Consider the following 15308-nt stretch of genomic DNA (forward strand, 5'->3'; position numbering starts at 1 on the left):
AGTCATCCTCCTCAAAGTTTTGTAGCTTTGCGTCTTCGAATAAACACCCTCTAATTATAAAGAAAAATAGATATTTTTTCCATATTATATTTGCGACAGGAAATTACAGCAACTGCATAAAATCACCGCCCGCGTATAAAACGATATAAAAAAACCGGCTTCCCGAAGAAAGCCGGTAATAGCGTTATAATAGGAAAGGTGAGCTTTATATTCATACCTCGTTCTATTAATTCCGCCACTTCATAAACTTATAATCCAGTACATCCACCAGCAGGAAGAGCACAAATCCGACCAGGCTGAACAGCATAATGCCCGCGTACATCTCCGGATAATCCAACCGCAGCCAGGCATCCATAATGAAAAAGCCCATGCCATGCTCCGTCCCGTAAATCTCAGTGAAGAACAGCACGGAAATCGCAGTGCCGAGCGAAATCCGGATCGTGCTGAGTATGACCGACAATGCGCCGGGCAGCGTCACATTCCAGAACTTCTGCCCCGCACTTGCACCGATGCTGGTCAGCACATCGTAGGTGCTGTCAGGAATTGCCTTGACGCCGTCGCGCACGGAGATGATGACCTGAAAGAGCAGAATCAGCATAATCATCAGCACTTTGGAGGTTTCACCAAGACCGAAGAACAGCATCACCACCGGCAGCAAAGCAATCTTGGGAATGGGATAGGTCAGGTAAACGACCGGATCGAGCAGTCTGTTCCAAAGCGGTGAGCGGCCCATCAGCAGACCGATCAGCAGACCGATTACCAGTGCCAGTGCAACACCTTCAAAGATCCGCAGCAGACTGTAGCCAACATTCAGCATAACCTCTCTGGCCCCCAAGTGAAACATCGCGTTATACACAGATCCGGGGCTGGGCAGAATGGAATGATTCATCAGCAGGTAGGCGATATACCAGATGATATTCATACACAGGAATACTAACAACAAACGCAACACGTGATGAAGCTGCTGTTTTTTCACCATTTCTCCTGCATTACCTTTCTGATTTGCTTGGTCTGCTCGAAAAACTCATTACTTTCCCGCTTGTCCTCATGCTTCATGCCGAACACAGCGCTATTGTCGAGAATTTCCGGGGTGTCCTGTTTGACCGATGGCATGACGATAATTTTCTGGCCCAGCAGAATCGCTTCTTCCACATCATGGGTCACAAACAGTGTCGTAGTTGGGTTAGCCAGCCAATTGTCCAGAAAAATCTGCTGCAGTGCTTCGCGTGTAATGACATCGAGCGCTGAAAAAGGCTCGTCCAGCAGCAGGATCGTCGGCAGAATGGCAAATGCCCGGGCAATCGCTACCCTCTGCTGCTGGCCGCCGCTCAGCGAAAGCGGATAACGGCCACTCAATTCGGAAATTCCCATCGACGTCAGCCAATGATGAATCTGCGTTTCCCGTTCTTGCTTGCTGCCGCCCGCAGGCCGGGTAATCTTCATCGCCATTTGAATATTGTCATGAACGGTCTTCCAGGGCAGCAGACCGTAGTTCTGCGGAACAAGGCCAATCAGTGTTTCTTTGTCATGCACGGATTTCCCGTTGAACAGCAGCTCGCCCTGATAACCCGGCAGCAAGCCGGCAATCGCCCGCAGCAGTGTAGATTTACCGCTGCCCGAGGGGCCGATTATCGTATAAATGCCATGCTGCGGCAAATCCAGATTGACTTGTCCCAGAGCCAGTTGACCGTTTTTATATTCAACTTGAAGCTCTTTAATGCGGAGTCCGCTACTTCTTAAACTGGACATCGGAGATCACTTCTTCAGCCGATATATCTTTGGTCAGCAGGCCTTTTTCCCGTGCCCAGGCAAATGCCGCCTCAACTTCCTTCACATCCACCTGATAGGCAGGCAGGTACTCAGGGACTTTAATTTCATCCTTCAGTGTGTCTGGATAGCCTACTTCTTTGATAATAAGATCAATATATTCCGCTTGGTCATGGGATTTCATATACTCCACTGCCTCATCATACGCTGTGTACATATCGCGGATGGCTTGTCCCTTAGCGTCGATCGCACTTTGCGGGAACGCCAGCACGAACGGATTCACGCCTGCTGATACCGTCGAGCTAAGTACACGCAGTCCCGAGGTTTTGCCCATGGTGACGAATGGCTCAGGCAGAACAGCCGCGTCGGCTTTTTTATTCTTGAGCAGCTCCAGCCGCGTCGGAATTTGCGGAACCTCGGTTACTGTAATATCCTCTTCCGTCAGACCTGCCTGTTTCAGCATCATGGCAACGGTATATTGGGTAGAGGTATTCTTGGACAGAATAACCGTTTTGCCCTTCAGATCCTTCACTTCCTGGATTTCGTCATTCCCGGTCAGCAGATCAAACTCACCTGTTGTTGTACTGGTAATCTTCACGTCCAGACCGGCCTCGTTGTAGATGGAAATCGCCACCAGATCAGCGCTCAATCCGTCCACCTTGCCAGCTTGGAAGGCCACGTCACGGTCCTTGGCACTCTTAAAGGTCTGGATATCCAGATTGACGTTATGTTTCTTGTCAAAACCTTGCTCGTGGGCAATGATGAAAGGAATGGCATCAATTGAAGGCAGCAGACCAAGCGACACCGTAACCGCTTCAGCCGGTGCATTCGTGTCCGCCTTTGCTTCCCCTGCAGCGGCTCCTGTATTTTTCGACACAGTATTATTGCTTGAAGTTCCGCAGCCAGCGGCAACCATACTGACCGCAGCGACCAGCAAAAACAGCATCATTACTTGTTTCCAGTTTCTTCTCCCCATGAATCTCGTAGCCTCCATCTCTTTTCTAGTACTCTTGCCATGCGCATTAATTCACATATAGGCATGCAAAAACCGTCATGCTCCCCCGGGAAGCATTAAGTAATTGCAATTTTACACCCATTGTCCTATTTTGTATATTTTTAAATTGAAATAAATCGCAGACAAGCTCTTTTATGAATATTTCCCGTAGTCTTTAATAGTGACTTTCGTCTGGCACTCCACCTCAATTTCAGGATATACCTCTCTCCAATTCAGGGCCTTCCACTTCTTGTAGGACAAGCTGTTTCTGACGTGCACACCGATTCCGAGACTGTCCACGTTATACTGCTGCATTTGCTGGACCATTTTCTGGGCTTTGGCTGTAATATATTCTGAAATCTGCTTCTCCAATTCCTTTCTATCCTTTTCCTCATTTAGCTTCTGCTTGCCGGTATATTCAAGCACCGAACCCTTGATCGAGGCAGAGAGATCTATCTTAAAACGCCCGTCCCCCAGATGATGCACTTTGATCTTACGTTTGTTTAACAAGGAGCTGAACATGACAACGACCTGCTTGCCGTCCTCTTGCCCTAAATTGATTGCGATTTCTCCTTGTCTCAGATCATCACGGAATAGACCGAAGATAATCCCGTCCTTAGCCGAAACTTTCGTAACATAACGGTCCTCTTGAAACAAAGCAATACCGTCAATGAGTACCTTGTTCCCGTCATCCTTCACTATGGGAGCAACGGGATCAATTCCTTCATCGTTGTAATCCCTGGAAAACTCATAAAAAGTCGTTGCCGGGATGCTGTTGCCGGCAGCCTCTTTCTCCAGCATATGGGTAATATAACGTCCAGTATCTGTATGCGGCTTGAAATTTTTGGTCAACAGTTCTCCGGCATCACCTTCAACAACAGTTACTCTGACGCCGAGCGCGATGGAAGGATCGCGCAGCAGCGTATCGATATAATCCTCCACACCTGCTTTTGCCAGCTTCGCTCCGAACATGGACTCTCTTAGCTGTCCGCTGACTACCTTCAGGTCGGTCTGCCTTGAGAAATGCAGCCGCGCTTCCTTGATGCTGTTCACTTCCGCAGTCAGCAGTTCCCGGCGGATAGCGGAGTTAGGATCAATTACCGGAACGCAGGAGGTCACCTTTAGCTTACTGTTTTCCAACAAATCATAGCCTGACGTCTGCACCATGCCCAGCTTTTCGAGAATCCGTTCATCACTTTCACAGCCGGTTAATAGCAGCAAAACAGTCATTGAAATGAACAGCTTATTATTCATTTGAGCTCCTCCCAATTCCCTGAATTAACAGCACCATAAGTAATAAGCTCGGAAATCCAAAGGCTATTCCAACTGCCACATAACCCAGATTGGTGATCCAGACGTTAACCTCATCTAAAGTCTTCGGGATAAAAGAGATACCGTAGGAAACAGCAATCATTACAAATACCAGTACCGTTGTCTTTAACTTCGGTACGATTCTCTTTAGAGCCTCCTCTGCCGCCCACCAGTACATCGCGACAGTCATCAGAATTAAAAAGAGAAAAAAGCCGTAGAGCAAATTTTCCAGCCGCTCAATGAATGGAAACTGGATATAGGCCAGCAAATCAAGCACGGGATACAGCAGCTTTTTTAACTGGCCCAGGCTGAAGAAGCCGAAACAAATAAGACAGAGAGAAAGGTAGCATAGGGTTAAAATTGTGTTACCGAGATAAATGGCGGTCATCGACTTTTTCGTTTTTTCCACGTAAGGAAACAGCAGAATGGACAGTTCATAACCCAAAAATGCGGCATACACTTCTATTCCCCCTTTAACCTGGTCATGTCCACCCTCGAGAATGAACGGAGTGAATCTCTCCCAGCGGAAGGCCGGAAAAAACCACAGCAGCAGCAGGAACATCCATGTCGTCATCCAGAAAAAAAGCGTTGCTGTTTTGGATATCGAATAAATCCCTTTGATAATGATTAGAAAAAGAAGGATGTCCATAGCAAGCTTGAAGATCATCGGATTCGTAGTCGGGAAAGAGAGCATCTGAAATAACAGCACATACTTTTTCCCGATCATGCAGGCGAAGATCAGCCAGATAGACGCTAAGCCTATGTAAAAAGGATAGAGTATCCACTTAGGAATAGACTGTTCCATGATTTCAAAGACGGAGCGTCCCTTGCCTAGCCGAAAGACCAGAGAAATCAAATAAATATTAAATGACGACAGCAGGAAACAGGGGATCAGAACCAGCCAGCCGTTCGTGCCAAAATAATCGGCCAGACTGCGCGGTAACGTAAACATCACGATCCCGGCCTGCGCCATATAGACAAGAACGGTAATATGAAAGGGGCGAAGTTTGTCCATCATAGCCTGCCATTCCTACTTTCTGTTTTTTTGCCTGATCGTATTAGACGTTTGTGCCTGTGAGGGCCGGGTTCTTAACATGGAGAATGGCGCACGGATAAATACATCCTTCCAATCAGCGGATTTCATAGGTGCAACAGGGATCATATAGGATGAGCCCAGACTGGTCAGGTTGGATAAATGAATCACAATCAGGGCGATTCCCATTACAAGTCCCATATTCCCCCATATTCCGGTAAGGATGATAATCCCGAAGCGGATCAGACGGATGGAGGCGCTCATCATATAGCTGGGAATGACAAAAGAGGCGATAGCAGATGAAGCAACAGCAATAATAAGCACATTACTGGTCAGACCGGCCTGTACTGCCGCTTGTCCGATAACAATACCGCCTACGATCCCGATTGTTTGTCCGATCTTGCTAGGGAGACGCGCACCCGCCTCCCTCAGCAGCTCAATCATGATCTCCATAAGCAGTGCCTCATATACAGGTGGAAAGGGCACCTTGTTGCGTGATTCCGCCAGCGTTCTCAGCAGCGCTTCGGGGATCATCTCGTAATGAAAGGTGGTTACGGAGACATACATGGCTGTAAAAGTGATCGTAATGATCAGGGCCAGTAATCTCAACAGCCGCAGAGCCGTCCCCAAAGTCCAGCGCTGGTAGTAATCATCCGGGGAGGAGAAAAATTCAAAAAAAGCGGCCGGAGCACTGATGACTGTCGGGCTGTTGTCAATAATCGTGATGATCCGCCCGGCAGCCAGCTTGGATACAGCAACATCCGGCCTTTCGGTGGTCAAAAATTGGGGGAACACCGAATTCGGTCTATCTTCGATGAATTGGGTCAACGTCCCTCCGTCATTAATAGCATCTGTTTCTATTCCTTGAATCCGCCGCTCCAGGTCCTCAACAAAGGTCAGATTGGCAATATCCTCGATGTAAAGAACATACACACTTGTTTTGGATATTTCTCCGATAGAATACTTTCTGATTTTTAAATGGGAGCTTTTTATTCTGCTGCGGATTAAGGAGAGGTTTGTTAATGCTGACTCCACAAAAGCATCGTGGGGACCCGCGATAATGGTTTCCGTCTCAGATTGCTGAACATTGCGGGCCTCCGGTTTATAAGCATTCAATAAATAAATGCTGTCCCGGTGAGAGACAGCGACACAGCCCTCCAGGATGCCAATAACCGCTGCTTTGCTATCAGTCACTTGAAGGAATTGTGACTGCTTGAACAGTTGTTCGGCTTCTTGAAGCTGAACGCGGGAAAACGGCTCCAGAATTTCTTTGATAAACAAGGTATTGTCCACAATAGCTGGAAAGTACACAATATCCGTCTGTATATCCGGAAAGGTCCTGTGAATCAAATCGGCACATTGATCAAATTCTTTAAGAATATGTCCGAGCGTAAGAGTATTCTGCGAACCTGAATCCATGATATTAACCACGCCCTTCGCCATAAGATTTAAGGTAGTATCTCCAAAATTTTCATTGATATTTATGAATGCGTATGAAACGGATGCTTTGATTTGAGAGTGTCTTCTGTATAGAGACATCAATCTTTCAGGAAGACACAAAACCTTTTAAACATCTGTTTTCAGTTATAAATTTTGTCTTTTTCCCGTGGACAACTCTTTTAAAAACAGATCAGTCATGCTATAATGTAAGCGTAACCAAGGTAATAAAAATCTATTGATTTCATCGCTCAAGGAGGATGAAGGAAATGCTTGAAGGACTAAAGGAAATTAAGAATTGGGTATCCGGTATTTGGCAGCCATGGACCGTTTCAGGAGAGGAAGATTACCGGAACATGGAATACACCGTGCAGCGGCACCTGCACACGCCTCAAACCCCGAGCCCGCTTACTTATGAACAAGAGTCACGCATTAAGACCATCAAATATCACTAGCCACATGAGCTTTCAGATACAGCTTGACTAACCTTCTTATGAAATAAGGCCGCCATATCCGGAACTTAAGCTTCCGGAGCTGACGGCCTTTTATTTACGTTTCCAATTATAACTTCCAATCCTCCACATGCCGTAGATCGCTCTGCTCTCCGGTCGGGTTCACAAGGTAAAACCGTATCAGGGGCCTTGTCGAGGCTCCTGCCGCTGACCAGCACATGGTAATCCTCTTCCACCGCATATTTACGGATGTATAATCCCGAACCCACATCTTCGAAAGGATAGCCCTCAAAGTCCGTCCACGCCAGATCTTCGTGTCAATAATAATATCTGTTACCTGTAAAGTTTGACCACGATAGCAGACAGTAAGCGTGACTGTAGGGAGTTGTCCATCGTACTCAATCCTCATACCTTGCGTCTCACTCTTAATAAAGGGTCTTTTCGCAAATGAATGATACAATCCTTATTGGAGGTATGATAAACAATACTGCCAGTCTCAGCACTAAAAAACTCTCTGTTGGCATCCTTCTCGGCTATCACCCTTACAGGCGCAACATCCGTTATTATTTTCTTGTCTTCTTCCTCGTGATAGTCAAGAATAGAAGCAAAACAAATTGGTCAGGAAACAATCTATTCTCGTTTCTTCCCAACTGCGCCAAGATAGATAACAAATTCTTCATCACCGTCTAATTCTAAAATCTCATCAATTAGCTTTTGATCATAAATTCCAATTGCGCAAGCACCTGCACCGATAGATTCACTGGATAAATAAAGGTTTTGGCATACATGTCCAACATCGATGAGGATTTTTTTGTGAGCTGATATATCATACTTCCATTCGGAGCGATATGGTGTTGTACTCCATGCAAACAGGACAGAAGCCTTTTTTGCAAAGTTAGGGACAAATGGCTGATCTAAAGTAATAGCATCAATCTTCTGTTCAAGTTCATCTAATTCAAACATAAATAATAGCTGATGTTCGACAGGAAGGTATCTGTAAATTCCTTGTTGAATGCCTTCTACCCGCATAATAATTAAATAGGTTTCAAATGTGTGTGTCGCCCCACTGCAGGGTACAGTTCGCAGCGTAAGTCCGTTCTTATTAATACCAGTAATCCCTTGGGTAGCCCATAATAAATAGGATAACTCATCCAGACTTAAAGTTTCCGCTGAATAAAATCTTGTACTTCTTCTCTGATTTATACAATCAAAAATATTCTCTGTACACACAACGTCTTTGCTCACCTTTGGCAAATCAATAATTAGTGATTTCGATTCAAATGGCTTAACAATTGGCGGTTGTGTAATTCCTTTGATCTTATCTGTTTTTATATGTTTAAATTCATGAAAATTAGATTTAAGAAAGCGCCTTTGCTGTTCATATCTTGTCATCACAGATCCTCCTGAATTACCTTAATAGCTTTAATTTATCATGTCATAAAAATTAGTTTGTGATCTAACTCACTATTTAGTTGTTTTGGTGAGTAAACAAAAAACCTCCCCTCACCCCGAAGGGTAAAAGAAGGCTTAAACGCATTCATCACTGCGAAAGCACGGCAGCTATATTTTCAGCTCCCCAAGCTTGATCAGCTCGACAACCGCTTGCGAACGGCCTTTTACGTTTAGTTTTTGCATGACGTTGGAGATGTGGTTGCGGACGGTTTTTTCACTGATGAATAACAATCCGGCAATATCCCGTGTTGTTTTGTCCTGCACGAGAAGCTCGAATACTTCGCGCTCGCGATGCGTCAACAGAAATTTGCTATGATGTTCGTTCCCTTTCAATGGTGTCACCCCTCCTTGCTCGGGTTTGTTTGGTATAACAAGGTAAAGGGATACAGTCAAATCATACTATGTATGGGGCATGTTAATGGTGCTGCCGCTGCTCTAAAATGGGCAGTAGCGGAGAAAGGGATCAAGGACAAGGCGTGCCATATTTTTTTATATTGAAAAAGCCGCCTCTAGGCGGCAAAATAACAGGCATCACCGGTCCGTCACGCCCTTTCGGTAACGCCGGTTTATCCGGTAAGCTGTTGCAACCCCAGTGTAATTTATGAAATGGATTCCATAGCAAGTGTTTTTATTCGGGAGGTTTCCAAGGGGAGATGTGATAAAATAAAATCATTATACCCCTGACTCAGGAGGCTGCTGCGCCGATGGCCAATATAAAAGAAATCGCCCGCATCGCCGGTGTTTCCGTAACAACCGTGTCGCGTGTGCTTAATAATCATCCTTATGTGAGTAAAGACAAAAGAGCCGCTGTGCTTGATACCATAGAGCAGTTAAACTACACGCGGAATATGAACGCCGTGCATCTGATTACCGGCCGTACCGGAGCCATTGCGGTGATCCTGCCGTTTATCAACTTCTTTTATTTCTCCATTGTCATGGACGGCCTTGCTCATGAGGCGCTGCTCGCGCAGTACCGGCTGATTCTCTGCCAGACCAATTATTCACCTGAGGAAGAGCTTAAGGTGCTTGAAATGCTGCGCAATAAAGAAATTGACGGTGTCGTTATCGTATCCACAGCACTTCAGCCCGAAGTCATTGAGGAATACACCGCCTACGGTCCGATTGTAACCTGCCAGAACAGCGGGGAACGCCGTTTCTCCTCTGTGTATATTGAGCATTACGCTGCTTTCCGTCACGGCCTGCAGTATTTGATTGGCAAAGGATACCGTAAAATCGGCTACTGCGAAGGCAGACAGAATGGTAGCTCCTCCTCCATCCGCCAATCCGCGTTTCGTGAGTTTCTTGCCGAGAACAAGCTACCGTTTCAGGAAGCATGGATGATCTACGACTGTATGACCGAAGAACACGGAGCGGCCGCAGCGCGCTCGCTGCTTGAGATGCGGGAGCGGCCTGATGCGGTTATCATTTCCGGCGACCATGTCGCAGCCGGACTGATAATCGAGTCACGCAAGCACGGGCTGCGCATTCCTGAAGATCTGGCAGTGATGGGCTTTGACAATCAGCCGATCGGACGGCTGCTGGAGATTACTACAATTGATAATCAGCTATACGAGATGGGAGCCTCTGCTTTCCGGATTATCCATGAACAGATCAGCGGGGACAGTACGCTCCCGGTGTACCGCAAGCTGGCATACCGGATTATTGAGCGCTCTACCGTTTAAAGGAATCCTTTCTGAATTGCCTTTACCAGCGGCTCATTTACAATTAAATACTTGATTACATCCCATCCGCAGCTTTACAGGTGCCTGGATGCGCTTTGCTTCCGTCCCTGTTTCAGGGGCGGATTTTTATTGCTCTTTTTCAGCTATGAGAAATATCACATTTTTTTGTTGACAGCCACTGTGCAGGGATTTATGATAATTCCAGCATAATTGATAACGATTATCATTTGCATACAAGTTCTTACATTAGAAAAAGGGGTGTTTTGATTGAAATTTAGTTACGCTGTTCCCGCCGGGCTGCTGGCTGCTTCCATTCTGTTTGCAGGCTGCAGCGGCAATGAGAATAATAATAAGGATAACAACAATGAGGCTGCAGTAAATGGCAGCGCAGTTACAGCAGCTCCGGTTACTACAGCTGATGCCACTGCCGCCGATTTCTCTACAGCCATTGAGCAATACCGGACCTACGTCATTGAACAATGCGACGAATTCGTCAAGCAGACGGAAAACTTTACGAACGCCGTCAAAGCAGGAAGTCTCGACGAAGCGAAGGCGCTGTATGCCCCGGCCCGTATGTATTATGAGCGGATTGAACCGATTGCCGAAGCGCTCGGAGATCTTGATCCCAATATCGATGCCCGTGAAAATGATGTGGATGCGGCCGAATGGCGCGGTTTCCATAAAATCGAACAGGCCCTCTGGCAAAACAGTACGACTGACGGCATGTCTGAAGTCGCCGATCGGTTGCTAAAGGATGCCCAGCTCCTGCGCGCCAAGGTGGAAACAGCGGAGATTGATGCAAATCTGCTCGTTACCGGTGCAGTCGAATTGCTGAACGAAGTCTCTTCCTCCAAAGTGACCGGCGAGGAAGAACGTTATTCACACACGGATCTGTATGATTTTGTCGCCAATGTAGAAGGTGCGCAAAAAATCTACGAGCTGCTGAAACCCGAGCTTGCCAAAAAGGACCCAGAGCTCGAGCAGACCATCGGCGAACGGTTTACGGCACTACTGGACGAACTCGCTCCATTTAAATCAGGTGACGGCTATGTCTCCTACGAAACACTCAAGGAAGACGAAGTGCGCAAGCTGAGCCAGAATCTGGATGCCTTAGCTGAACCTCTGTCCAACATGGGGACTATTCTAGGAGTGTGACCAAATGAAAAAGCAGCCTGAGGAAGAATTCAAAAGTGAGCAAATGTTAAATAAAAAGCTAAGCCGCCGTGATATGCTGCGGCTTACCGGTGCCTCCGGGCTCGGTCTGCTGCTGGGCGGCACAGGTGCAGGAGGGCTGATGGCCGCTCGCCAATCCGCTGCCAAAACACCCGCAGCTTCGTTGGCTCCTGCCGCCGATACCCTCCCGTTCTACGGAGCACACCAGGCCGGAATTATTACACCTGCACAGAACTTTCTCTGCTTTGCGGCGTTTGATCTGACAACAACGAAGCTGGACGATGTGAAAAAGCTGTTGAAGTCATGGACAGAGGCTGCGGCGGCTTTGACCTCCGGCAGTCTGATCGGCAATGTCAACGACAATCCTAATCTTCCGCCGTCCGATACCGGAGAAGCCGATGGCCTGACCCCCTCCCGGTGTACGCTAACGTTTGGGGTTGGACCGGCTTTTTTTGATGGACGATTTGGGTTAGCCCCGAAACGTCCATCTTCACTTGCCGACCTCCCAGCCTTTACGGGAGACAGTTTGGAGCCGCAGTGGTGCGGCGGAGATCTTTGTGTACAGGCTTGTGCTGATGATCTGCAGGTGGCGTTCCACGCCATACGCAATCTCGCACGGATTGCCCGCGGCACAGCCGTGCTGCGCTGGACCCAGGAAGGGTTCCAGCGTACAGCGGGAGCTGATCCGAAAGGAGGCACCCCGCGCAATCTGCTAGGCTTTAAAGATGGAACAGGCAACCCCGATGCTACAGACGATGCCGAAATGCGCAAGGTTGTGTGGACCAGCAGCAGCGATGGGCCTGCCTGGATGAACGGCGGCACTTACATGGCTGTCCGCCGTGTGCGTTTGCGCATTGAGGTCTGGGACCGCTCGACCTTGAGCGACCAGGAAGCGACCTTTGGACGGCACAGGCACAGCGGCGCGCCAATTGGAGCCACTGACGAATTCGCCGAACTTAAACTGGACGCCGCCGATGCTTCCGGCAAGCCCGTCATCCCGCCGGATTCGCATTCCGCGCTGGCCCATGGTGACGGCACGATCAAAATGCTCCGGCGCTCCTACTCCTATTCCAGTGGAATGGATCTTAAAACAGGCCAGCTGGATGCGGGTCTTCTGTTCATCAGCTTCCAGAAGGATCTCATTAAACAATTCGTCAGCATCCAGCAGCGTCTGTCCAAAAACGACCGGTTGAATGAATATATGGTTCATACCGGCAGTGCGGTATTCGCCTGCTTCCCCGGTGTCCGCGAAGGCGGGTATATCGGCGAAGCCCTGCTGGGCTGAACACGATAACACAGCATGAGTCAGCAACCAGCATGCTGACAGGCAGATCCGTTCAGCCTTCCCGGATTTGCCTGTCCATTATTGAAAGGGGACACTCCCGATGTTATTTGCTAGACAGTATAAATATGGCTTGCCGTACAAGGCGAAAGTCAAGGGTAAGCTGGGCCGGGTGCATGAAAGTGGGACAGCATTGGCGCTTGGACACGAGCCAGAGCTGGTGCATGAGTGCAGACTGGAAAGCACGGGCACCAAAACGGCGCGGTTGCATGAGCGCAGACTGGAAAGCACGGGCACCAAAACGGCGCGGTTGCATGAGCGCAGACTGGAAAGCACGGGCACCAAAACGGCGCGGTTGCATGAGCGCAGACTGGAAAGCACGGGCACCAAAACGGCGCGGTTGCATGAGCGCAGACTGGAAAGCACGGGCACCAAACGGGTGCGGTTGCATGAGCGCGGGTTAGTTCCCGCGCTGAAGGCAGCCGTACTGTTTGGCTGCCTCTTCCTGCTGCTGCTCTGCAAACCAGCAGCTGCCGTGGCGGCGGAAGACAGCCGGCATGACGAGCTGCTGCCCGCAGTTGGCAGCGCGCTCGTCGAAGCCGGCCAGGGCCGCTGGGATGCGGCCGCCGCCGATGTGGAGTCGTTCGCGGCGCTGTGGCGCACCGCGAACAGCGGCACGCCGGACCCGGCACTCGCCGATCCGGCTGCCGCTGTAGAAGCCGCGCTCGCTGGCGCGGCGGAAGCCCTGGCGGCGGGCGGCGGCAAGCCCGCGACAACCGCGCTGTCCACGCTGGCCAAAAGCGTGGACGCGTACGTCACCGCCGCCTCCGGCACAGGCGGCGGTGACACCAGCGCCGCCGGGCTCGAAGCGGCGGCGAAGCTGTTGCCCGCGGCGGAGCGCACGCGGGATGCGGCGCGCAGCGCCGACTGGAAGGCGGCGGCGGAAGCCTACCGCGCCGTTGTGAACGGCTGGACGCCGGCGGAGCGCGGCATCCGGGCCGACAATCCCGCCGTCTACGGCTTGCTGGAGACGAAGATGAGCCTGCTGCGCGTTGCGCTGCAGGCCGAGCCGCTCCGCGAAGAGGCGGCAAAAGCGGAGGCCGAAGCTTTATATACGCTGCTGGCCGAATACAGTGCAGGCAAGACGGTTGACACAGGAGACGTGTCAGCACAGCCTGCTTCGATCGGGGGGCTTATCAGCTACCTGAAGAAAGCTTCAGCAGCAGCAGAATCCGGAGACAGTGCCGGTGCGGCGGGAATCATGGAACAGTTTATTGCAGCCTGGCCTTCAGCCGAAGGACAGGTGCAGATCGCATCACCCAAGGTGTATGCGAATATCGAGAACGAGAGCGCAGCCGTTACCGGCGATTTGTTGTCCGATCCGCCGAAGCTTAATCAGGCGCTGGCTACCATGGACACGATGCTCGCGGAGCTGACTCCACTGGCCGGTGACACAGCCTATACGGCCTGGGACGCCGCATTAATCCTGCTCCGTGAGGGCCTTGAAGCGATTCTCGTACTTTCCGCCTTGCTGTCCTATGTAAAAAGAGACGGCGGCCCCAAGACCCGGCGCTGGGTCTGGTCCGGTGCTGCGGCAGGTCTCGCCAGTAGTATAGGCCTGGCTGTTTTGCTAACCTACACCATTTCACAAGCAGCCTCCGGAAGCGCGCGTGAACTGATTGAAGGGATTACCGGACTTGTGGCAGTAGTAATGATGCTCACAATCGGCCGCTGGATGCACAGTAAATCGAACGCCGCTGCATGGAATAAATATGTCGGGCGGCAGGTGGACGGTGCGCTGGCTAAGGGCAGCCTATGGTCTTTATTCTTGGTAGCTGCGCTCGCCGTTCTGCGTGAAGGGGCTGAAACGACCATATTCTATGTGGGAATGGCGCCATCCATAGCAACCTCACAGCTGCTGCTCGGGATCGGAGCCGCGCTGGTCGTGCTGATCATTCTGGGTTATACCATTATTGCCCTAAGCGCCAAGCTGCCGATCGCTGCCTTCTTCCGCGCAGCAACGGTGCTGATCTACTATCTTGTCTTCCGCTTTCTCGGCGAGAGCATCCATTCCTTGCAGGTAGCCGGGAAACTGCCGGCACATGTGGAGAATGGGCTGCCGTCGGTCGGTTGGCTGGGGTTGTATCCAACATGGGAGACTTTACTGCCCCAAGTGCTCATTCTGGCGTTTATTCTCTGGGAAATGCTGCGCGGCAGGTCTGTGGGCAAATCACGGACAGCAGGCTGATATTAAGTCGCCAGGATCATCCACTACAATAAATCTGCAATTTTAAATGTAGATTGTGCAATGGATTTTTCTTTTTCCGGCTCCAAAAAGCAATCTGTGTATTACTACATGAGAATATACGGTAACCGTCAAGATAGCCCTTATAGGTCTATTCCGATGCACGAAAATGTCCATTCAGCATTAAGTAATGTTTGCTGGTTTGGCTACATTGGAATTGCTCAACTATGTGCATTTTCCAGCGTATTCATACGCTTAATGTAATTACAGCGGGAAATATGCACGTTAATTTTGTACGAATACTGCTTATCAACTGAATTGCGTGAATTCTTACCGCTAATATCTACAAATATCCCAGTTAGTTATATTTGTGAGTTATTAGCGGGCGTATTTCCCATTAATTTCCTCATATACGTTATATCGTCTTTTTAGTTCCAACTTTTCCCGCTATATAGATTGAACTTAAGGCTTTAAAGTACA

At 49.4% G+C, this 15308-nt stretch carries 13 protein-coding genes; 5 read left to right on the forward strand and 8 right to left on the reverse strand.

Annotated elements, in window-relative coordinates:
- Positions 1 to 226: 226 nt before the first annotated feature.
- The 6 genes from NST99_RS27575 to NST99_RS27600 form a co-directional block, all read right to left on the reverse strand.
- Positions 227 to 922 carry an ABC transporter permease gene (locus NST99_RS27575; RefSeq protein WP_341095959.1) on the reverse strand — a complete coding sequence of 232 codons (696 nt, stop codon included), beginning with the start codon at positions 920 to 922 and terminating at the stop codon, positions 227 to 229.
- Between the two features lie 50 nt (positions 923 to 972).
- The gene (locus tag NST99_RS27580) at positions 973 to 1749 is read right to left on the reverse strand and encodes an ABC transporter ATP-binding protein (RefSeq protein ID WP_341095960.1); all 777 of its coding nucleotides are present in this window, start codon (positions 1747 to 1749) and stop codon (positions 973 to 975) included.
- Positions 1730 to 2743, reverse strand: coding sequence for an ABC transporter substrate-binding protein (locus NST99_RS27585; RefSeq protein WP_341095962.1), 1014 nt, complete (start codon positions 2741 to 2743; stop codon positions 1730 to 1732). Before NST99_RS27585 ends, NST99_RS27580 begins: the two co-directional genes overlap by 20 nt.
- A 171-nt stretch (positions 2744 to 2914) precedes the next feature.
- The gene (locus tag NST99_RS27590) at positions 2915 to 4015 is read right to left on the reverse strand and encodes a Ger(x)C family spore germination protein (protein ID WP_341095963.1); all 1101 of its coding nucleotides are present in this window, start codon (positions 4013 to 4015) and stop codon (positions 2915 to 2917) included.
- Positions 4008 to 5090 carry a GerAB/ArcD/ProY family transporter gene (locus NST99_RS27595; RefSeq protein ID WP_341095965.1) on the reverse strand — a complete coding sequence of 361 codons (1083 nt, stop codon included), beginning with the start codon at positions 5088 to 5090 and terminating at the stop codon, positions 4008 to 4010. Before NST99_RS27595 ends, NST99_RS27590 begins: the two co-directional genes overlap by 8 nt.
- Before the next feature lie 12 nt (positions 5091 to 5102).
- Complete coding sequence (locus NST99_RS27600) at positions 5103 to 6548, reverse strand: spore germination protein (RefSeq protein WP_341095966.1); 1446 nt, start codon at positions 6546 to 6548, stop codon at positions 5103 to 5105.
- Between the two features lie 263 nt (positions 6549 to 6811).
- Here NST99_RS27600 and NST99_RS27605 point away from each other — a divergent pair, with 263 nt between their 5' ends.
- The gene (locus NST99_RS27605) at positions 6812 to 6997 is read left to right on the forward strand and encodes a hypothetical protein (RefSeq protein ID WP_038595962.1); all 186 of its coding nucleotides are present in this window, start codon (positions 6812 to 6814) and stop codon (positions 6995 to 6997) included.
- Positions 6998 to 7624: 627 nt separating this feature from the next.
- Here the strand turns inward: NST99_RS27605 and NST99_RS27610 are convergent.
- Positions 7625 to 8386, reverse strand: coding sequence for a SagB/ThcOx family dehydrogenase (locus NST99_RS27610; RefSeq protein ID WP_341095967.1), 762 nt, complete (start codon positions 8384 to 8386; stop codon positions 7625 to 7627).
- A gap of 168 nt (positions 8387 to 8554) precedes the next feature.
- Entirely contained in the window at positions 8555 to 8779 is a 225-nt protein-coding gene (locus NST99_RS27615) for a helix-turn-helix domain-containing protein (RefSeq protein ID WP_019908812.1), read from the reverse strand.
- Between the two features lie 371 nt (positions 8780 to 9150).
- Between NST99_RS27615 and NST99_RS27620 the strand changes: the two genes are divergently transcribed.
- The 4 genes from NST99_RS27620 to NST99_RS27635 all read left to right on the forward strand — a co-directional run bounded on the left by NST99_RS27620 (position 9151) and on the right by NST99_RS27635 (position 14831).
- Positions 9151 to 10128: a LacI family DNA-binding transcriptional regulator gene (locus tag NST99_RS27620; protein WP_341095968.1), complete on the forward strand. Its 978-nt coding sequence runs from the start codon at positions 9151 to 9153 to the stop codon at positions 10126 to 10128.
- Between the two features lie 267 nt (positions 10129 to 10395).
- Complete coding sequence (efeO, locus tag NST99_RS27625; RefSeq protein ID WP_341095970.1) at positions 10396 to 11283, forward strand: iron uptake system protein EfeO; 888 nt, start codon at positions 10396 to 10398, stop codon at positions 11281 to 11283.
- Positions 11284 to 11287: 4 nt separating this feature from the next.
- Positions 11288 to 12586 (forward strand): iron uptake transporter deferrochelatase/peroxidase subunit, encoded by a 1299-nt coding sequence (gene efeB / locus NST99_RS27630; RefSeq protein WP_341095971.1) that lies wholly within the window; start codon positions 11288 to 11290, stop codon positions 12584 to 12586.
- Between the two features lie 100 nt (positions 12587 to 12686).
- Positions 12687 to 14831, forward strand: a complete 2145-nt coding sequence (locus NST99_RS27635) for an FTR1 family iron permease (protein ID WP_341095972.1) — start codon at positions 12687 to 12689, stop codon at positions 14829 to 14831.
- The last annotated feature ends 477 nt before the right edge of the window (positions 14832 to 15308 follow it).

It is taken from the genome of Paenibacillus sp. FSL L8-0470 (assembly GCF_038008625.1).
In the GTDB taxonomy this organism is placed as follows: Bacteria; Bacillota; Bacilli; order Paenibacillales; family Paenibacillaceae; genus Paenibacillus_AQ.